Below are 20,039 nucleotides of genomic sequence, written 5' to 3' on the forward strand. Positions count from 1 at the left end.
TACACCGGCTCAGTTGGTGAGCGCGAATGTCTCCAGCTTGGCGGCATTGTCCCCATTGACCAGGACGCAATCCATCAGCTGCTTTTCTTCGGCGGGAGACTTCTTGTTTTTGATGAAGTCGTTGGCCTGCTCGACCGCCATCTGCGCCTGCGCGAAGGCCGGCTGCAGGACTGTCGCCTTGATGCCGCCGGAGGTGATCGAGTCGCGCACGTCGTTCGACCCGTCGAAGCCGACGACGATGACGTCCTTGCGGCCGGCAGCGGCAAGTGCCGCATAAGCGCCCATCGCCATCGTGTCGTTGCCGGAGATCACGCCCTTGATATCGGGATTGGCCTGGAGGATCGATTCCATCTTTGAATAGGCCTCGGTCTGGCTCCAATTGGCCGACTGCTGCGCCACCATCTTCAGGTCCGGATAGTCGTCGATGACGTCGTGGTAACCCTTGGAGCGGATGCCGGCATTGGTGTCGGATTCCTTGCCGACGAGCTCGACGAAATTACCCTTCTCGCCCATCAGCTTGACGAATTCCTGTGCGCCGAGCTGGGCGCCCTGATAATTGTTGGAGACGATCTGCGCGACGGCAACGCCGGTGGCATTGATCTCGCGATCGATCAGGAAGGAAGGAACGCCCGCGTCCTTGGCCTTCTGCACCGCGGCGACGGTGGCGTCGGCGCCGGCATTATCGAGGATGATCGCCTTGGCGCCGCGGCCAATCGCCGTGTCGATCAATTCGGACTGCTTGTTGGCGTCGTCGTCATGGACGAGCACCAACGCCTCGTAACCGAGTTCCTTGGCCTTGGCCTCCGCGCCGACAGCTTCCGCCTTGAAGAACGGATTGTCATGCGAGGGCGTGATGATGGCGATCAAATCCGCCGCATAGGCGGGTGCGGCGGTGCCAAGCGCCAGCATACCGGCAAAAGCCGCAAGCGTCATTCTGCGTGTCAGTTTCATGTATTCCTCCCGTTGAAAATCCGTGCCTTATCCGAAGGCTATATGCATTCGATTTCGTTAGCCGGCCGTAGGCGGCGGGTCGCGTCAGATTCACAAGCCTTGCCGGCTTCACTTCGACGGATCGCTCCCCCTATCCTCCACTCATCCAGCGCCTGATCCTGCTGCGAAGCTTGACGGTCCGATCCATCGAACAGCTAAGCCAACTGGTATGATGAGTCAATGACAATTTCAGGTGACATGTTCCGGAAGACGCGTCGCTGCCCTCAAGTGATGCGCTGAATGCTCGCGGCAATCTCCTCCGGCTCGAACACCCGCTTCCAGTCGTCTCGCATCAGCACCGGCTTGCCGAACTCTATCGCCTTGTTGCAGGCGTCGGAGAACACGCCTTTGGTCTCGCCGAAGATGACGGCGCCAAGCACGTTCATATGGCCAAGCAGGAAGTCGAGCGCCGCCTGCTTGTCGACCCCGCGCGCCACCACCTCGTCAACGGCCTCCTTCATGACGACGAGCAGCGAAGCGCATACCGTTTCCGAAAGGCCGGGCTCGAGCAGCGCCATCTGATCGACGGTGACGCGATGCGAGCGCATGACCGGGGCCCAGATGATCTTGGCGATCGCCTCACCCTTGGCGAAATCTTCCTCGGGTCCCTGCATCAAGGCGCTGACCATGTGTTGCTTGGCCTTGACGCCGCCGAAATAGTCCTTCTTCGCCGCCATGTCGGTCTCGTCGTTGAAGATCGGCGGATGGCACGGGTGGGTGACGAAATAGGTCAGGTCCGGCCGCTTCGGCAAATGCCCGGCGAAAGGTGCCGCGGCGTCGAGCACGACGACCATCGTGCCTGATGCAAGCTTGCTCTCGATACTCGCCGCGACCTTGCCGATGTGCGTGTCCGGCACCGCCAGGATCACCACATCGGCGCCATCAAGCGCCTCATCGGCGCTGACGGCATCGATGCCGAGGCCCGACTTAAGCCGCTCGCGGCCGGCGTCGCTGACCTCGACATGGCGTATCGTATAGGGAGATCCGCGAAAATTGGTCGACAGGCGGTAACCCATTTTGCCGCCCGCACCAAACAGCGCAATCGTTGTCATGTGTCCGTTACTCCTGAATTCCAACGACGGCCCTGCCGATCGTCATCCCATTGACTTGTACGCACATTGCCGCCGGTTGGCGGATTAGAGAACGCAGGAGAGCCGCCGCTCAAATGACGATGCCGTGGACGATGTCTCGGGCGCCCGGATGTCCAGCACAGCGCAGCTAAACCTTAGGTACACATTATACCAGCATACCAAATTGGCAAGCGGCCATGGCACGGCTCTGACCACTTGTTTGGCCGTCGTTTACCTCCTGTTCAACGGCAAGGAGCGATCATCGCGCTGAACCGCCGATCGGCGGGATGATTCGCAGCCGACAAAGGCCCATGCTCGAAACGTCACTCTACAGCCCGGTCAAGGCCTTCCTGGAAGGCCTGGGATTTATGGTCAAGGGCGAGATCGGCGGCTGCGATCTGCTGGCGCTGAGTGCCGACTCTCCACCGATCGTCGTCAGCTGCGAGCTCAAGCTGAAGTTCAATCTCGAGCTCATCCTCCAGGGCGTCGACCGTATGGCGGCAAGCGACGAGGTCTGGCTAGCGGCATGCATGTCGGCCCGTGGCAAGGGCCGTGAGAGCGATGTGAGATACCGCAATCTCTGCCGTCGGCTCGGCTTTGGCCTGCTTGGCGTGCGACCGAACGGCGAGGTTCAGGTGCTGCTCAGCCCGACGGCATTGGCTCCGCGTCGCGATCCCCGGCGCCGCTCGAAGCTAATTGACGAACATCGGCGTCGGCAGGGCGATCCTGTCGCCGGCGGCGGCTCGCGTGCGCCGATCATGACCGCTTATCGCCAGCAGGCGCTGGCATGCGCCGCAGCCCTCGCCGACGGCCCAAAGCGGCCGCGTGACTTGAAGCCCAACCTGCCGAACGCGCCTAAGATCCTGCTGCACAATGTGTATCGCTGGTTCGCACGCACCGATCGCGGGATCTACGAACTGACCGCTCAGGGCCGTGAGGCGTTGCAGCGCTGGCCGCAGCCCGATCGCAGCCACACCGCTGCCTGAGACAGGCAACGCCGGATTTCGCGCCCTGCTTTCCGCGACAATCACGGCTTTCGGCAAGACATCACCTCGGTCACGGAACCATATTTCGACACGATGGTTTTGTCGTCACCGAATTGATCGTCCGCTGAGCAAACGGAAGGAACGGCCATGCGCCTATCGACGACAATTGCCACACTTTCGGCGCTGGCCCTTGCGTCGCCGGTCTATGCGCAATCCGTGGGACCAGAGCTTGCCCCTGTCCCGCCGACGGCCCCGCAAACCCTGCCAGAGCAAGCCACGCCCGAAGGGACCACTCCCGACCAGACTACACCTGACCAAGCCTTCTCCGCCCAGAATTTCACCGCAGTGACAATCGTGGCGATGGAGGATCTGCCTCCTGACATCAAGGCACAGGCGGAGGCCGTCGTCACCCAGACCAGCGCCGAGGATTTGCGCATCCTGCAAAGTTCGATCGACGCATCGCCGCAGGCGGCATCGGCGCTGGCGGCGAACGGGCTTAATTCCACGCAGGTCGTCGCAGCCAATATCGACGGCGACGGCACGCTGACGCTGATCATCCAGACGACGACGTGAGCGGCTGAAAGCGGACAAGCCGGCTCCGGCACGGAAACGAAGGCCGCCCGATCGCGGAGGACTGTCATGGCCGAGGCTGCAGTTCGCAACTTCACCATCAATTTCGGGCCACAACATCCCTCCGCTCACGGTGTCCTGCGGCTGGTGCTCGAACTCGACGGCGAGATCGTGGAACGCGCCGATCCCCACATCGGCCTGCTGCATCGCGGCACCGAAAAGCTCATCGAGTACAAGAACTACCTGCAGGCCTTGCCCTATTTCGACCGGCTCGACTACGTCGCGCCGATGAACCAGGAGCATGCATTCTGTCTCGCCGCCGAGAAGCTCCTCGAAATATCGGTTCCGAAACGCGGACAGCTCATCCGCGTGCTTTTCTGCGAAGTAGGCCGGCTGTTATCGCACCTCCTCAACGTCACCACGCAAGCCATGGACATCGGCGCGCTGACGCCGCCGCTCTGGGGTTTCGCCGAGCGCGAGAAGCTGATGGTCTTTTATGAGCGCGCGTCCGGCGCCCGCATGCACGCGAATTATTTCAGGGTCGGCGGCGTGCATCAGGATCTGCCGCCGGAACTCCTCGACGACATCTGGAAGTTCTGCGATCCGTTCCTCAAGGTCTGCGACAATCTCGAAGAGCTGTTGACCGAGAACCGCATTTTCAAGCAGCGCAATGTCGATGTCGGCGTGATCGGCCTCGACGATGCCTGGGCCTGGGGCTTTTCCGGCGTGATGGTGCGCGGATCGGGCGCGTCCTGGGACCTGCGCAAGGCGCAGCCATACGAATGCTATTCGGAGATGGATTTCGATATCCCGGTCGGCAAGCATGGCGACTGCTACGACCGCTATCTCGTCCGCATGGAGGAAATGCGCCAGTCGGTCCGGATCATGCGGCAATGTCTGGAAAAGTTGCGCTCACCCGAAGGCCAGGGACCGGTCGCGATCCCGAACCGCAAGATCACGCCGCCGCCGCGTGCCACGATGAAGCGCTCGATGGAAGCGACGATCCACCACTTCAAACTTTATACCGAAGGCATTCGCGTGCCGAGCGGCGAAGTCTATGCCGCCGTCGAGGCGCCGAAGGGTGAATTCGGCGTCTACCTCGTGTCGGACGGGGGCAACGTTCCCTACCGATGCAAGATCCGCGCACCTTCCTTCGCCCACCTGCAAGCGATGGATTTCCTGTCCCGAGGCCATATGATCGCCGATGTTGCCGCGATCATCGGCTCGCTCGACATCGTGTTCGGAGAAATCGATCGCTAGTTTAGCCAGGTCGCAGGATCTTCCCCGATCGCAGGATCATTCGTCGTTAGTAGCCGCGCAGGCAGGCCTGGACGGCGCTCGACCGCCGGTCAGACGAAGGCCCTCACCTGCGGCGGGCCAGCTCAAATTCTCACATCAAAGACGGACGCATGGCCGCGACAAGGCGCAGCCAAGCGTCGAGGAGTTTCACAATCTGCGCGGCCCGACGGGGCACGAGCCCTTCCAAGTTCGGAAGCGCTCTCCACGGCGCGGAAAGAACGCGTGTTCCGCCGTTCCTCGTACCGCCTCAATGCACGATCAAGCCCTTCATCCAGGCAACAAATCTGTTGCCGCGAACTATCCCGCGCACCCTGGCAGCGGCCCATCTCGCTTGCATCGTAGCGCCGACATGGCAATGGCAGACGATTTGGTGCAACTGCCGGTCGCTCAGTTCGAAGAAGCGCTTTGCCTCACCATAGGTATCATCGCTGAGACCCATGGCACGCAGAACCGGATCCTCGAAGGCGACAGTGAGCGGCGTCCCAGCGCCACGCGATCTGTCACGCGCTTCCCTGTTCATATATTCGGTGCCTGGAAGCGCCCCAAGGCATCGCGTCGGGTTTTGTTCGAGAAGTTCCGCCCAACGTTCAATCCGCTGGGTTCGAGTCATCGCCGGATACGCCGCGAAGGACTCAACTTCCGCGACGGCCTGCAGTTGGTCGAGTGTTTGATGTTTCATGGTCGGCTCCTGTCGACAGGTGAATTCGCCCACGCCTACATGAGCAATTATCGCGCCATGGAGCGCTGACAAGGCCGGACCGTCGCAACATGAGGCGTACGGATCACCTGCCCGGTGAAGCGGCGCTCGAATTCCGACGCGCCCCCGCCTGTGTTCGATGTCGACCCGTTAACCGAACCCGTTTCCGGACAGGAACTTTTGCGGAAGCTTGCCGTTTGGCTTTGCGTCCGCTTCGGCGGCTGCAATATCAGTCTTGAAAGCAATTCCGTTGGACACGAAGCCTCAACGCGTCGAACAAGACGTCGAGCCTGTAAATGAAACCCGGGAGCAACCGGCCCCGGTTCGAGAATCTCGTGAGCGATCGGCAGAGCCCCGGCAGGAAAAACCCGACGGGAATGCCTCGCAACGAAAGGCCGGTCTGCTCGGCTTTCCCAGGCGCCATCCCTATGCGGCCGCAGCCATCGCGCTTGCGCTGTTGCTCGTCGCGGCAGGTATCGCGATCTGGTGGCTGAACGCTCGCCAGTACGAATCGACCGACGACGCCTTCATAGATGCGCGCACAGTGACGATCGGTGCGCAAATAGCCGGCCGCATTACCGAGCTGGCGGTTACCGACAATCAGCATGTACAGGCGGGCGATGTCCTCCTGCGTATCGACGACAGCGACTATCAGGCAAACCTGAAGCAGGCCGACGCCGGCGTCGCCGCGGCCGAGGCCGAAATCGTCAATGTCGCCGCCCAGATCGAGGCTCAAAACGCAAAGGTAAACGCTGCCCAGAGGCAGGTTGCACAGGCCAAGGCAGCGCTGGATTTCGCCAAGGCCGAGGATCAACGCAATCGCGAACTCCTGGCCAGGGGCACAGCAACGCAGCAGCAGGCGCAGCAGGCGGCATCGATGTTGCGTCAGGACCAGGCCGCGCTGGACAGCGCCGAGGCCAATGTCGCCTCCGCAAAAAGCCAGGTTTCGGTCTTGCAGGCACAGGCCAGGAGCGCCGAGGCGCAGCTCGAGCAGGCAAAGGCCAGCCAGGAGCAAGCCCGCACGACGCTGTCGCGCACGACTATCACAGCACCCGCAGCCGGGCGCGCAACGAGCATTTCCGCCGCTAAGGGCACCTACGCCCAACCCGGCCAGGTATTGATGATGTTCGTTCCCGACGAGGTCTGGGTGAAGGCCAATTTCAAGGAGACGCAGCTCGATCTGATGCGGCAGGGACAGCCGGTCGACATCGACATCGACGCCTACCCGGACAAGTCCTTCCATGGCCGCGTCGACAGCATTCAGGCCGGCAGCGGCACCGCCTTCAGCCTCCTGCCGGCCGAAAATGCCACCGGCAATTACGTCAAGGTGGTGCAGCGCGTGCCGGTCAAGATCGTCTTCGACAAGCCGCCGGATGTGCTTCTCGGGCCAGGCCTGTCGGTGGTGCCGACGGTCAAGGTGCGATGAACGGCGAAACCGCCAGAAATCAGGGCGAAAGCCGATCCGCCGCCGGGACACACAATCCGTGGCTCATCGCCGTCGTCGTCTCCATCGCCACTTTCATGCTGGTGCTGGACACCTCGATCGCCAATGTCGCCCTGCGCGACATCGCCGGCAGCCTGGCGGCCGGAATGGATGAAAGCACCTGGGTGATTACCACCTATCTCGTTGCCAACTCGGTGATCATTCCGGTCAGCGGCTGGCTGGCAAGCGTCATCGGCCGAAAGCGCTACTACATGCTCTGCGTCGCGACCTTCACCGTCGCGTCGCTGCTGTGCGGACTGGCGCCCAACCTGGAACTGCTCATCCTGTTCAGGGTCCTTCAGGGCCTCGGCGGCGGCGGCATGGCGCCAAGCGAGCAATCGATCCTTGCCGACACCTTTCCGCCTGAAAAGCGCTCGCAGGCCTTCGCGCTTTACGGCATTGCCGTCATCGTCGCACCGACGGTCGGGCCGACGATCGGCGGCTGGCTGACGGACCATTTCTCCTGGCACTGGATCTTCTTCATCAACGTGCCGTTCGGCATCCTGTCGCTGGCCTTGGTGCAATGGCTGTTGGTCGAACCGGACGTACTCGAACGCGAACGCAAGGAACGGCTGGAAGGCGGCCTGAAGATCGACGGGGTCGGGTTCGTCCTGGTGGCGATTGCCTTGGGGTGCCTGGAGATCTTTCTCGACCGGGGCCAGCGCTACGATTGGTTCGCCTCGGATTTCATCACCACTTTCGCAGTGATTTCCGCGATCGCGTTCCTGCTGCTTATTCCATGGGAACTCAGTCGCGGCGATCCGGTCGTCGACATGCGCCTGTTGTTCACGCGCCAGTTCGGCACAGCCTTCCTGGTCATGATGGCGGTCGGTGCTATCCTGTTCAGCACCACCCAGATCGTGCCGCAGCTGCAGCAGACGACATTTGCCTATACCGCGACGCTCTCGGGCCTTTCGATGATGCCGGGCGGCATCGCCATGCTGATCTTGATGCCGGTGTCCGGATTTGTAGGCACCATCGTGCAGCCCAAATACCTGATCATGATGGGCATGTCGGTGGTCGCAGTGGCCCTCTGGCATATGACCTCGCTCACCCCGGACGCCAGCTTCCGCTTCTTTGCCTTTGCACGTGTTTTCCTGATGGTCGGGCTGCCGTTCCTGTTCATTCCCATCTCGACCGCGGCCTATGTCGGCCTGCCCCCGCAGAAGACCAACCAGGCATCGGCGCTGATCAACGTTGCGCGCAATATCGGCGGCAGCATTGGCGTCTCGCTGTCCAACACCGTCATTGCGCAAAGCTCCCAGATCCATCAAGCGAATCTGGTCGGCCACACCGTGCAGTCGTCGCCCGCCTATCAGCAGGCGCTTCGGCAGGCGACCGAGCATTTCGTCGCCCAGGGTTCGCCGATGGTCGAGGCGAAGCAGCAGGCGATCGGCTGGCTCGGCCAGTTGATCGCCCGCCAAGCCACGCTGCTCGCCTATGTCGATGTCTTCCGCTACTGCGCGGTGGCAACCGCCCTGCTCGTTCCGCTTGCTCTACTGCTGCGATCAAGCAAGTCGGGCAGCAGACAGGCGAATCCGGAGATGGGCTGACCAGAAGGCGGGAACCAGCTGACCCATTGCGTTGTTCTGCGCCAAGAGGAGATGATCACGATGGCCACTATTCCCACACCCGAGCCAACCCCGACCCCGGTGCCGCCGCCTCCCATCCCCGATCCCAAGCCCGTGCGTGAGCCGGACCCCGACAGGCTCCCCGACGAGGACCCCATTCCCAATCCGGATGAAAACGATATTCCGCCGAAGCGGGCGTTCAACATCTAGCCTATTAGATTTCGAGCACAGCGTAGGGGCGGCCGGTCGGCTTGGCGACATGCATGGCAACGTTATAGACCGACGCCCCGCCCGGTGTGCGGCCCTCGTAGGCGCCGCGATGCGCATGGCCATGCACCACCGCGCTAACCTGGAACCGGTCTATTGTCTCGGCCAGGCGTGACGAACCGAGAAACGGGAAGATCTCCAGCGGCTCGCCTTCGACCGTCTCGACGACAGGCGCATAGTGCAGAACGACAAGCGTGCGTTTGGCGCGGACCTGCCTCATCGCGTTTTCAAGCCGCATCGCTTCGTTCACGCTTTCCGCCACCATCGACTTGATGGCCGGTTCGCCGAAGGAGCCGAGCATGCGCGATCCAAAACCGCCAACGAAACCCTTGACCCCGACGAACCCGACCTCGTGAATCTCCGTCGCCTCGCCGTCGAGCAGGTGAACGCCCGCCTGGCGCAGAATGTCGGTGACCTGCTCGACGGCGCCTGACTCATAGTCGTGATTGCCAAGTACGGCGACGACCGGGATCGTGCAGGCACGCAGTTCCTCGGCAAGGATTTCGGCCTCCCGAGGCTTGCCGAGATTGGTAAGGTCGCCCGTCAGCACGAGAACCTGGGCTGCACGCGACATCTCGCCGAAAAGATCGCGGTACGAGGCCTGGTCCTCCTTGCCGACATGCAGATCGCCAATGGCGGCGACTTTGAGTGCGCTGCCGTTTTCCGCCTTCGGCGAAGCAGTTTCGAGCTCGTCAGCCATTGCTATGTTCTCCTTCACCGCCGACGTCGGCAAAACCCCAGTCGTTGACGTCGATCTCATAGTCAGTTCGTGAAAGCATGCGCCCACGGCAGATTTTCATCCGGGAAGGTGGCAATTCGCGCTGCTTGGCCAGCCGGTCAAGCAGCTCGTCGAGCAGCCAGGCGGGCACGCGGCCCCGCTCCGTCGGATAGATCCATCGGAAGTTCAAGAGATGCATCAGCAGAACTTCCCAATGAACTTCCATGTAGGAAAGCAGCCTTTGCCAGTCGATCTGGTCGTGGGCCTTGAGGATGGTGTGCGAGATGTCGGCACCATCGTGGCGACCGCGGTCCTGGATGAAACTTTTGGACCAGATAAGCTCGGTGGGCCCGATGATCCGCACCTGGCTGCCCAGCAATTCGCCCTGACGGGCGTGCTCCAGCCACTGGTCGTCGACAGGCATTGTGCCGTTCATCGAGGCGAAAATGACGTCGAAAAAATGGGTGCCCTTGAACACTTTGCCGAGCCACCGGTCGTCCTCGACCACGACGGCGTAGCCGATCTGCTTAAAATGGGCGAGGATGCGCGGGCAGTCGCCGGCCTTGCAGAAAATGTCGAGATCCTTGGTCTGGCGGATGATCCCAGTATAGGCGCTTACGGCATAGGTGCCGGCGACGAGAAAGGGGATGCCGGTCGCGACAAGTTCGCGGATCGCTTCGATATAAAAGACCTCCGCTTCGGCATTGCGAAGCGTCGGGGCGGCTTTTGGATCGACCGACGGAACGGATGCCGGGATGGCGCTTTCCGGTGGGGGATTAATGATCATAGCAATGGCTCCTGGCCCGGCAGACCAGCAGCCGCCTGTATCTAATAGCCAAGCATGCCCGATGGTTCCCGCCGTTACGCGGCACTGCCGCTCTCGCCTGCTGCATCAGGCGGACACGCCGCCGTGGCAGGCCTTCGAAGCGGTCATGGTTGTCGGCTGCGGCGCGGCCCTAAAAGGATATGTGAGCGGTCATTTTTGGCGTCAAGATCGCAGCGCGGTCAGCCTCAAGCGCGTCGAGGCGGAGTAGGCCCGCTGTCATCCTCGGGTCCGGAGAGGATTGGCTTCAACATGGTTCCCGAGCTATCGGAGGCGCTGCGCACCCGGCGCAACAGCCACCTGAGCGCCCGCGGCCAGACCGACTCTGTTTGCCGGAAAGCTGCAGGCGGCGTGGCGAAAAGGCCATTCTCCATTTTGTAGTCCCTCACTGTCTCAGTCCAATCAGCGTTCTTCAACGAGCAAAGCTTGTGTTGGTTCCGCGTCGCCATCGGCGGGAGCACGGGCTGGACAGGCGAAGTCATCATTGGTGGGTTCGAGCGGGCTGGCCCTCTGCAGCGAAATCAGTGGCCTCGGCGATCAAGTCGCGGAATTCAGCCCACTAGCCGGCGGGATTCAGCTCGTATCCTGATGCGCCGGCTCTGGACAGGACCCGCGAAGGCTGAAATTGTGATCGTATTTCCAGTTGCAAATTTGGTTGGGCTCGGCGGGGATGGCGCTGGTTTCTGAAGACATTGCCAGCCATCCGGCACTGCGTCGCCATGTCCAGGCTCAGTCGCGGACGTTTCTCCAGACCTATGAAGCGAACCCGCGGCTGGCTTCCGTATTCGCCACGCAACAGCGTTGGCTGATGGCCCATATCGGCCTTGGCTTGTATTTCAATCGAGAGCCGGACGATCATCGCAAGGGACTTACGTCCGCACGGTTCATGGACGACATCTGCCGGCATTCGGTGGCCAGCCGCAACACCGCCGATGCCTTCCTGAAGGAGATGCTGCATTACGGTTTCATCCGGCATCTGCCGATTAAATATGGGCGCATCCGCCCCTTTGAGCCGGCCGCGGGCACTCTGGAGACGGTTGCCGGCTGGGTCATGGCTCATCTGAAAACGCTGGACAGCCTGGACGGTGGATTTCGACTGCCTGCATTCGTCGCACAACCGGATGTGCTCGCCAAACTGCAGCCACTGGTGGCCGACGGACTGCTTTCGTCGCATGCCGTGCGCGAGCCAAGACAGACTTTTTCCTTGTTCACCTGGCTCGACAATGGCGGCATCGTCATGGATTGGCTGATGTCCGGCGTCGACCCCGATCATGCCGATCTGGACCGAATCCCGACCGGTGTCGTCTCAATCGGGGATTTCGCGAACTGGCTCAAGCTTTCCCGGACCCACCTGTCACGCAAATTGCGCGATGCCGAGGAACTCGGTAGCGTCGGCTGGTTGGGCCAGCGCGGTCACTCGGTCATGTGGGTGTCGAGCGAGTTCTATCAGGAATACATGACCGCCCAGGCGGTCAAGCTCGCCATCATCGATGCAGCCTTCGACAATTGTGTTGTAACTTCCGAAACCAGTTGAACCGCGAGCCGACCGCCGTCGTGGCAGCCTTGGCGCCGCCGCGACGGAGGTCTGGCATTTCAATCGATGTCGAACGACACGCCCTGCGCAAGCGGCAGCGCCTTGGAATAATTCACCGTATTGGTGGCGCGCCGCATATAGGCCTTCCAGGCATCGGACCCCGACTCGCGGCCGCCGCCGGTCTCCTTCTCGCCACCGAAGGCACCGCCGATCTCGGCCCCTGACGTGCCTATATTGACGTTGGCGATGCCGCAGTCCGATCCGTCGACGCTAAGAAAGCGCTCGGATTCCTGCAGGTCGCGGGTAAAGATCGAGGATGACAGCCCCGCTCCCACCGCATTGTGTTCTTCTAGCACGGTGTCGAAGTCCGAATATTTCATCACATAGAGGATGGGCGCGAAGGTTTCCTCCGTCACCGGCGAAACCTGCCGCGGCATTTCGACCAGCGCCGGACGCACATAGTAGGCGTCGGGGTGACCGTTCTCGACCCGCATTCCGCCGGTTATCTTACCGCCATGCGAAGCCGCCTCCTCCAGCGCCTTCTGCATATTCTCGTAGGCAGCCTTGTCGATCAGAGGGCCAACCAGAGCGCTTGTCTCCAGCGGATTGCCGACCGAGACGCTCTCATAAGCCTTCTTCAGGCGCGGAACGAGCTGGTCATAGACGCTCTCATGCACGAACAGGCGCCTGAGCGTCGTGCAGCGCTGGCCGGCCGTGCCCATGGCGCCGAAGGCGATAGCGCGGAGCGCCATGTCCAGATCGGCCGTCGGGCAGACGATGCCGGCATTGTTGCCGCCGAGCTCCAGCACCGCACGGGCAAAGCGCTTCGCCAGCCGTGGGCCGACATCCCTGCCCATGCGCGTCGAGCCGGTGGCCGAGACCAGCGGCACCCTGGGATGATCGACCAGGATCTCGCCGACGGCGCGATCGCCGATCAGCACGGGCGCCAGTCCCTGCGGCGCGTCAGCACCGAAACGCTTTACCGCGCGTGCAAAAATCGCTTCGCAGGCGAGCGCCGTCAGCGGCGTCTTCTCCGACGGCTTCCACACCACCGCGTCGCCGCAGACCAGCGCAAGTGCTGCGTTCCACGACCACACCGCGACCGGGAAATTGAAGGCGGAAATGACGCCGACGACACCGAGCGGATGCCAGGTCTCCATCATGCGATGGCCGGGACGCTCGGTGGCGATGGTCAGGCCGTACAATTGCCGGGAAAGACCGACGGCGAAATCGCAGATGTCGATCATCTCCTGCACTTCGCCAAGACCTTCGGATGGGATCTTGCCGACTTCGATCGATACCAACCGGCCAAGCTCGGCCTTGTGTGTGCGCAATTCCTCGCCGAGCAGCCGTACCAGCTCGCCACGCTTGGGAGCTGGTACCTGCCGCCACGCCAGGAAAGCCTTGTGGGCATTGTCGATGGTCGTTGCCGCATCGGCCGGCGAGATGGTCTTCAGCGCGGCGATCTGCTCGCCGGTCACCGGGCTGCGCACGATAAGATCGCCGCCCGTAAGCGCGCGCTCGGCAACGCCCAGTTTCGCCAGAAGCCCGGCCGTTTCCTTCGCAATCGTCATTTTCATCCCTTTCAGATCCCGTCGCTCATATGGCGTCGGTCCAAGCCTTGCGCCATACCCGCTCCCTGCCGGTCGGCACACCAGGCGCTGTCATGGCGTGGCATTACGCGTTTCAGGGAAAAATCGCCACCCCGGCATGGTCCAAGCCGGCGTCCGACTGTTGAACCAGCCAGATAGAGCGAATCAGTGTGCCGTCTTGGCGGTTTCCCGCACGGCGCTTTCTTTCATCAGCCGGTCGATATGCATGCGGATATGCGCTGCCTCGGCGGCCGTATTGGCGAGCGCGATGGCGCGGTCGAAAGCGACACGCGCCTCCTCGCCGCGGCCAAGCTGCATCAGCAGTCCGCCCTTGAGGCCGAAGAAATGGAAATAGCCGGAAAGCCTTCCCTCCAGCGGCTCGATCATGGCGAGTGCGGCTTCCGGTCCACGCACCTTGGAGACCGCGACGGCGCGGTTGAGCGTCACCACCGGCGACGGCTGCATCTGCTCGAGCAGCCCGTAGAGCAGGTCGATCTCGTTCCAGTCCGTGTCCTCGGGCTTTTCCGCCCGCGCATGCAGTGCGGCGATCGCCGCTTGCACCTGGTAGGGACCGGGCTTGCGATGGCGCAACGCCTTGTCGACCAGCGCCAGGCCTTCATCGATCATCTTGCGGCTCCACAGGCTGCGGTCCTGGTCTTCGAGCAGCACGATCTCGCCGTTCTCGTCGAAGCGAGCCGGCGAGCGTGCATGCTGCAGCAGCAACAGCGCCGTCAGCCCCATGATCTCCGGCTCGGTCTGGAATAGCCTGAGCAGCAGCCGGGCCAGCCGGATCGCCTCTTCGCAAAGCGGCGCACGCGCCGAAGCCTCGCCGCTGTTGCTGGAATAGCCTTCGTTGAAGATCAAGTAGACCATGGCGGCGACGGCGGCGAGCCGTTCGGAGCGCTCGACCGCTCCCGGCGTCTCGAACGGCACCCCGGCGTCGGCGATACGCGCCTTGGCGCGCGTGATACGCTGCTCCATGGCGCTTTCACCGACGAGGAAGGCGCGGGCGATCTGCTTGACCGTCAGGCCGGAGACGATGCGTAACGCCACCGCGATCTGCTGTGTGGCCGGCAGGTCGGGATGGCAGCAGATAAACAGCAGCCGCAAAATATCGTCGCGGTAATGCGCCCCGTCCAGCCGCTCGGCGACGTCGCTCTCGGCATCCTCCAGATCGGAGATCTGGTCCTCCTCCGGCAGCGGCGCCTGCTTGGCCCGCTTGCGCACCGCATCGATGCCGCTGTTGCGGCCGACGAAAATCAGCCAAGCTGCCGGATCGCGCGGAGGACCGTTTTTCGGCCAGTTGTTCAGTGCCCTCAGGCAGGCGTCCTGGAATGCTTCCTCCGCCGCGTCGAGGTCGCGGAAGTAGCGCAGCAATGCCCCCATCACCTGCGGGCGAGCGGTGCTGATTGCCGTGCTGATCCAGGCGAGTTCGGTCATGCGGAAACCTTGGCGGGATTGAAGAGCGAGACCGGCCGGATTTCATAGGAGCCGCCGCTCGGGTTGACTTCGGAAAGCTCGCGCGCGAAGTCGACGGCCTCATCGAGGTCGGCGCATTCGAGCGTGTAGAAGCCGAGGAACTGTTCCTTGGTTTCGGCAAACGGGCCGTCGATGACGATCGATTCGCCCTTGACCTTCCTCAGCGTCGTCGCCGCGGTCGTCGGCAAGAGCCGCGCCACCGGGCCAAGCCGGCCTGCCTGGGCATATTTTTCCTGCACACCGATAAGCTTTTCCATGACTGCGTCGTCCTGCTCCTTGCTCCAGGAGCAGACGACGTCTTCCGAGGCATAGCAGAGGATCGCGTAGAGCATGGGTCGTCCTTTTCTCTATCAAAGGACGAAACACTAGGACCGATGCCGACATGGCGTCGACAAAAAAAATACGCCCCCGGTCTGGCGTCATTCCCTCGCCTTCAGCCATCTCAAGACCAAGGCCTCCTCGTCGTCGAGCGCGGCGATCGAGCGCTTGCCTTTGTTGGCATCCGCCATTTCGTCCAGCAGCCGTCCTTCGGACCAGGCGCGGAACACTTCCGGATGGATGTAGCATTGGCGACAAACCGCGCGCGTATTGCCGAGCCGCTCGGCAACCTTGTCGATGACATTGTTCATCACCCGCTTTTGCTGCGCCTGGCTTTCCGGACGTTCGGTTTGCGCAAACAGCGACGCCGCATGGATGGTGCCGCCCCAGGTTCTGAAGTGCTTGGAGCTGAACTCCGCTCCGGCTTTTTCCCTGATATAGCGGTTGACGTCGTCTGAGCGCACCGGACGCCTGTTACCGTCCTCGTCGAGATACTGGAACAACTTCTGCCCCGGCAGGTCCTGCGCTCCACGCACGACCTTGGCAATCCGGCGATCGACAAGCTTCAATCTCCATTCCTTGCCGGATTTGCCGATGAAAGCAAAACGCAGGCTCGAGCCCTTGATGTCGACATGGCGGTCGCGCAGCGTGGTCAGCCCAAAACTCTTGTTGTCACGGGCATAGGCGGCATTGCCGACACGGATCATCGTGTTGTCGAGCAGCCAGACGATAGCCGCAACGACGCGTTCCAGCGGCAGGCCGTGACGGCGCAAATCGACGTCGATCTGCCGCCGCAGTTCGGGCAGGCTTTCGGCGAAGGCGATCAGGCTCGAATATTTGACGCCGTCACGCTCCTCCGCCCAGTGCGGGTGATAGCGGTATTGTTTGCGGCCGCGCTGGTCCCGACCGGTCGCCTGGATGTGACCGTCGGCATCCGGCGAGATCCACACATCCGTCCAGGCCGGTGGAATGGCGAGCGCCTTGATGCGTGCCAGCGCCTCCCCGTCGACAATCCGCCCGTCGGGTCCTTTGTACGAGAACCCCTTGCCCGAACGCAGCCGGCGAATACCGGGTTCAGTGTCGGTGACATAGTTGAGCGAGGCCCGAACGGCCGAGGCTTGCGCGCCGTTCTCCAGCGCTCCGTTCTGCGGCACCCCGTTTTTTGGTGCAGCTTTCCTCACAGCCAATTGGCCAGACGACGACCCGGATTTGTCCAGCATGTCCTCTCCACGGAATTTCCGTAGATAAGCCGCTTGCCGGCTGCGGGTTCCAACGCCTCTTGATCTCTTGGTTCCAGAACAGCCTATCGACGTCGCCGTGCAACGAAGACGTGCGTCGTCACGCCTTTTCGAGCACGACCGGAATGACGTCGACCGCCTGCTCGCCGACCTGTCCACCAGTGGTTTTCAGCACGCCGACGATCGGCGCCACATCGGAGTAATCGCGGCCGTAGCCGACCGTGATATGGTCGTTGCTTGCCCGCATGCCATTGGTCGGATCGAATTCCTGCCAGCCGGCATCGCGCCCGCACCACACCTTGACCCAGGCGTGCATGGCGTCGGCGCCTTCGAGCCGCGGCTTCCCGCGCGGCGGGATGGTGCGCAGGAACCCGCTGACATAGCCCGCGGGAATACCGAGGCCGCGCAGGCCGGCGATCATGATGTGGGAAAAATCCTGGCAGACGCCGCGCTTCAGCCCGAAGGCGTCGCTGGCCCGCGTCTGCACGGTGGTCGCCTCGCCGTCATAGGTGAAATCGCGGTGAATGCGGTTGCACAGAGCCATGGCCGTGCCGACTGTCGAACTGCCGGCACTGCCTTTCGCATAGGCAGTGATTGCCGCGTCGATGCCGGCATGATCGCTGGCGGCCAGAAAGTGATGCGGCGAAGCCGGCGCCAGCGAGTGCACTGCGCCGAGTTCTTCCCTCAGCCGGCGTATGTCCGGCGATACGTCGAGCCCGGGTTCGGGCCGCGACACTGAAACACGCGCGCTCATCCTGATGTCGAGCGCATCATGCGCGTCACGAAAGGCGATCGAGGTGACACTGTTGCCGAAAAAGTCGGAAAAGTCGGAACGTTCGCTGGGCGCCGGCACAAAAGACAGTGAAGCGGCGATGACGCGCTGCACGCCAGGGATGGTCGGCGGCAGCACGCGCACTTGATGGCGGCCGCCGCCGGCCGCCGCATCATAGTCGTAACGCAGGTGAAGCCTGATGTCGTAGAGCATGCTGTCTCTACCCGAAATAGGCTTTGGCGAGGCTGTTGTAGAGCCCGCCGATTTCATTGGCGAGATCGCCGAGGGCCTTGGCCGTCATGTCCGAGGGCTCCTTGATGGCGATCGACGTGTTGAGCTGCAGGATTTCCTTGGCCGCCGGCGACATATGGCCTTCAGCGCCGACAGCGGGCAGCAGCGCGATTTCGGCTTTCAGCCGTTCGAGCTGGAAAAGGATTGAGCGCGGGTTGAGCGGATCGAGCGCCAGAAGGTCGACCACCGTGCGCCGCCCCGCCTGCACCGGATATTGCCGACGGTGCGTCATGACGCTGTCGCCGATCTCCAGCATCATGTCGAGCGCGCCTTCCGGCGCCTGGGCTCCGGTCAGCCGGGCGAGCGTGCGGGCGATCTGGATGCCGCGTTCGAGCCTGCGGCCGATTTCCAGGAAACGCCAGCCGGCAAAGCGGTACATGTTCTCGTGCAGCAGGCCGGAAAACCCGGCCAGCTTGCGCAGGATGACCGTCATTGCCCTTGTCGCGTCGTCGCCCGGCGCCACTGTCGCGGCAAATTGATGGATGGTCTTCGACAGATCCTTCAATGCCAGCCAGCCATCGGGCGAGAAGCGGTCACGGATCTGCCCGGCGCTGTAAACGGCGCTGTCCAGCGTGCCGATGAGCCCCAATGGGATTGCCGTCTCGACGTCGATGCCGAACGGCGCGAGATAGTCGCTGATATCGGCGAGCAGCGGCATCTCGGGATCGGATGTCTCGGCCAGCCGCACATGGTAGGCGCGCAGGATGCGCACCGTGTCTTCCGACCGCTCGATATAGCGGCCGAGCCATGTCAGGTTCTCAGCCGCGCGGCTGGGCAGGCTGCCGGGCAAGGTTCGGGTGAAGCTGTCGTGCTCCTGCGGCAGCAGCGTCTCGCGCTCGACCGGCCTGTCGCTGACCACCCAGACATCCGCCGCCTGGCCGCCGCGCTGCATGGCGATGGCGGTCGGGTCGAGCGAGAAGCCGACACGGGCAAAGCCGCCCGGCATCACCGTCCAGCCTTCCGGCGTCCGCGCCAGATAGACGCGCAGGCTTGCCGGCCGCGGCTCCAGCCAGCCGCCGACATAGACAGGCGTGGTCGACAGCGTCACCGCTTCCTGGCCGACGAAGTCGCCGCCGTCCCGTTCGATCCTGGCGACGAGTTCGGCCCGTTCCTCGACCGACAGCGCTGACCCGAGCTTGGTCGAGCCGTCGTCCTCGAAGGCAAGCCGCGTCGACAGCGCCGGGCCGATCACCATGCTATCGATATTGGCGAGCACATGCTCACGCTCCGTCTCCTGCCCGCACCACCATGTCGCGACCGTCGGCAGCAGCAGTTCCTCATTGCGCAGGGCGCGCGAAATCTTCGGCAGGAAGGCGAGCAGCGCGCGCGTCTCCATCAGGCCGGAACCCAGTGCATTGACGGCCGAAACCGCCCCTTGCCGGACCGCTTCGACCAGCCCCGGCGTGCCGATCTGCGAGTCCGGCCGCAATTCAAGCGGATCGGCGAAGGCGGCGTCGAGCCGCCGCCACAAGACGCTCACCGGCATCAGCCCCGAAACCGTGCGCACCATCAGCCTGCCGCCCGAGACGGTCAGGTCCTCGCCCTCGAGCAGCATGATGCCGAGATAGCGGGCGATATAGGCATGTTCGTAATAGGTTTCGTTCAGCGGTCCCGGCGTCAGGATGGCGACACGGCCGCCGGCTTGCTTGGCCATGCCGATCAGCGCGTCGCGGAAGCGACGGAAGAAGCCGGCCAGGCGGTGCACATGCATCTCGCCGTAGATGTCGGACAGCGCCCTCGTAGTGGCGACGCGGTTCTCCAGCGCGAAGCCGGCGCCCGACGGCGCCTGTGTGCGGTCGCCAAGCACCCACCAGCGGCCGTCCGGGCCACGACCGAGCTCGAAGGCGCAGAAATGCAGGAAATGGCCGCTGGCCGGCCTGGTGCCGACGACCGGCCGCAAATATTCGGGGCTGGCCGCGATCAATCCGGCCGGTAGAATGCCTTTCTCGACCAGCCGGTTCGGACCGTAAATGTCGGCGATGGTCTCCTCGAACAGATCGGCGCGCTGGACCAGGCCGGCGCTGATACCAGCCCATTCCTGCTCCTCGATCAGCAGCGGCACATGCGCCAGCGGCCATTCCCGCTCGTTGGCGCCGGCCTTGTCGTAGACGCGGTAATAGACGCCGGCATCGCGCAGGTACTGGTCGGCGCGGGCGAAGCGCTGGGCAAGCTTTTCCGGACCCAGGTCCTCCAGCGCCTCGATGAAGTGCCGCCACGCCGGCCGCGGATTGCCCGACGCATCGACCATCTCGTCGACGACGCCTTCGATCGGCTGATAGTGCTCCAGCAGACTGTGGGTTTGCGGCTTGCTGCGCAGCCTTTTGTGATTCCCCTTCGCCAT

The 20,039-nt window shown here is 62.9% G+C and carries 18 protein-coding genes; 7 read left to right on the top strand and 11 right to left on the bottom strand.

The window, feature by feature from the left end; translation table 11 throughout:
• Window positions 1-9: 9 nt before the first annotated feature.
• Both NKJ73_RS01415 and NKJ73_RS01420 read right to left on the bottom strand, forming a co-directional pair.
• Window positions 10-951, bottom strand: a complete 942-nt coding sequence (locus tag NKJ73_RS01415) for a D-ribose ABC transporter substrate-binding protein (protein ID WP_023675475.1) — start codon at window positions 949-951, stop codon at window positions 10-12.
• 263 nt (window positions 952-1,214) lie between these two features.
• Window positions 1,215-2,042 carry a phosphogluconate dehydrogenase C-terminal domain-containing protein gene (locus NKJ73_RS01420; RefSeq protein ID WP_352568083.1) on the bottom strand — a complete coding sequence of 276 codons (828 nt, stop codon included), beginning with the start codon at window positions 2,040-2,042 and terminating at the stop codon, window positions 1,215-1,217.
• A gap of 329 nt (window positions 2,043-2,371) precedes the next feature.
• Between NKJ73_RS01420 and NKJ73_RS01425 the strand changes: the two genes are divergently transcribed.
• The 3 genes from NKJ73_RS01425 to NKJ73_RS01435 all read left to right on the top strand — a co-directional run bounded on the left by NKJ73_RS01425 (window position 2,372) and on the right by NKJ73_RS01435 (window position 4,876).
• Window positions 2,372-3,046 (top strand): DUF2161 domain-containing phosphodiesterase, encoded by a 675-nt coding sequence (locus NKJ73_RS01425; RefSeq protein ID WP_352568084.1) that lies wholly within the window; start codon window positions 2,372-2,374, stop codon window positions 3,044-3,046.
• Between the two features lie 147 nt (window positions 3,047-3,193).
• Window positions 3,194-3,619 carry a hypothetical protein gene (locus NKJ73_RS01430; protein WP_023675471.1) on the top strand — a complete coding sequence of 142 codons (426 nt, stop codon included), beginning with the start codon at window positions 3,194-3,196 and terminating at the stop codon, window positions 3,617-3,619.
• Window positions 3,620-3,685: 66 nt separating this feature from the next.
• Entirely contained in the window at window positions 3,686-4,876 is a 1,191-nt protein-coding gene (locus NKJ73_RS01435) for an NADH-quinone oxidoreductase subunit D (protein WP_352568086.1), read from the top strand.
• A gap of 286 nt (window positions 4,877-5,162) precedes the next feature.
• Here NKJ73_RS01435 and NKJ73_RS01440 read toward each other — a convergent pair whose 3' ends face one another.
• Window positions 5,163-5,594, bottom strand: coding sequence for a hypothetical protein (locus tag NKJ73_RS01440; RefSeq protein ID WP_023675469.1), 432 nt, complete (start codon window positions 5,592-5,594; stop codon window positions 5,163-5,165).
• A gap of 475 nt (window positions 5,595-6,069) precedes the next feature.
• On the opposite strand from NKJ73_RS01440, the gene NKJ73_RS01445 reads away from it, so the two are divergent.
• Genes NKJ73_RS01445 through NKJ73_RS01455 form a run of 3 tightly spaced genes read left to right on the top strand, consistent with a single transcriptional unit; the run spans window position 6,070 to window position 8,876 of the window.
• Window positions 6,070-7,038 carry an HlyD family secretion protein gene (locus tag NKJ73_RS01445; protein ID WP_352568087.1) on the top strand — a complete coding sequence of 323 codons (969 nt, stop codon included), beginning with the start codon at window positions 6,070-6,072 and terminating at the stop codon, window positions 7,036-7,038.
• Entirely contained in the window at window positions 7,035-8,648 is a 1,614-nt protein-coding gene (locus NKJ73_RS01450; RefSeq protein WP_352568088.1) for a DHA2 family efflux MFS transporter permease subunit, read from the top strand. The genes NKJ73_RS01445 and NKJ73_RS01450 overlap by 4 nt, the downstream gene beginning before the upstream one ends.
• Window positions 8,649-8,708: 60 nt before the next feature.
• Window positions 8,709-8,876 carry a hypothetical protein gene (locus NKJ73_RS01455; protein WP_084640998.1) on the top strand — a complete coding sequence of 56 codons (168 nt, stop codon included), beginning with the start codon at window positions 8,709-8,711 and terminating at the stop codon, window positions 8,874-8,876.
• 4 nt (window positions 8,877-8,880) lie between these two features.
• Here the strand turns inward: NKJ73_RS01455 and NKJ73_RS01460 are convergent, their stop codons facing one another.
• Window positions 8,881-9,633, bottom strand: coding sequence for a metallophosphoesterase family protein (locus NKJ73_RS01460; protein WP_023675466.1), 753 nt, complete (start codon window positions 9,631-9,633; stop codon window positions 8,881-8,883).
• Window positions 9,626-10,438, bottom strand: coding sequence for a nucleotidyltransferase family protein (locus NKJ73_RS01465; protein WP_352448162.1), 813 nt, complete (start codon window positions 10,436-10,438; stop codon window positions 9,626-9,628). Before NKJ73_RS01465 ends, NKJ73_RS01460 begins: the two co-directional genes overlap by 8 nt.
• Window positions 10,439-11,144: 706 nt before the next feature.
• On the opposite strand from NKJ73_RS01465, the gene NKJ73_RS01470 reads away from it, so the two are divergent.
• Window positions 11,145-12,008 carry a hypothetical protein gene (locus tag NKJ73_RS01470; protein ID WP_352568089.1) on the top strand — a complete coding sequence of 288 codons (864 nt, stop codon included), beginning with the start codon at window positions 11,145-11,147 and terminating at the stop codon, window positions 12,006-12,008.
• Between the two features lie 59 nt (window positions 12,009-12,067).
• Here NKJ73_RS01470 and amaB read toward each other — a convergent pair whose 3' ends face one another.
• From amaB to NKJ73_RS01500, 6 genes are all read right to left on the bottom strand, one after another.
• Window positions 12,068-13,582, bottom strand: a complete 1,515-nt coding sequence (gene amaB, locus NKJ73_RS01475; RefSeq protein ID WP_352568310.1) for an L-piperidine-6-carboxylate dehydrogenase — start codon at window positions 13,580-13,582, stop codon at window positions 12,068-12,070.
• Window positions 13,583-13,765: 183 nt separating this feature from the next.
• Complete coding sequence (locus tag NKJ73_RS01480; RefSeq protein ID WP_352568090.1) at window positions 13,766-15,040, bottom strand: RNA polymerase sigma factor; 1,275 nt, start codon at window positions 15,038-15,040, stop codon at window positions 13,766-13,768.
• On the bottom strand, window positions 15,037-15,411 hold the full coding sequence (locus NKJ73_RS01485) for a YciI family protein (RefSeq protein WP_292663532.1): 375 nt from the start codon (window positions 15,409-15,411) through the stop codon (window positions 15,037-15,039). The genes NKJ73_RS01480 and NKJ73_RS01485 overlap by 4 nt, the downstream gene beginning before the upstream one ends.
• Before the next feature lie 87 nt (window positions 15,412-15,498).
• Complete coding sequence (locus NKJ73_RS01490) at window positions 15,499-16,617, bottom strand: DNA topoisomerase IB (protein WP_352568091.1); 1,119 nt, start codon at window positions 16,615-16,617, stop codon at window positions 15,499-15,501.
• Between the two features lie 118 nt (window positions 16,618-16,735).
• Complete coding sequence (locus tag NKJ73_RS01495; RefSeq protein ID WP_352448166.1) at window positions 16,736-17,620, bottom strand: transglutaminase family protein; 885 nt, start codon at window positions 17,618-17,620, stop codon at window positions 16,736-16,738.
• A 7-nt stretch (window positions 17,621-17,627) separates the two neighbouring features.
• Entirely contained in the window at window positions 17,628-20,039 is a 2,412-nt protein-coding gene (locus tag NKJ73_RS01500; RefSeq protein WP_352454108.1) for a circularly permuted type 2 ATP-grasp protein, read from the bottom strand.

It is taken from the genome of Mesorhizobium sp. M0074 (assembly GCF_040322975.1).
Classification (GTDB): Bacteria; Pseudomonadota; Alphaproteobacteria; order Rhizobiales; family Rhizobiaceae; genus Mesorhizobium.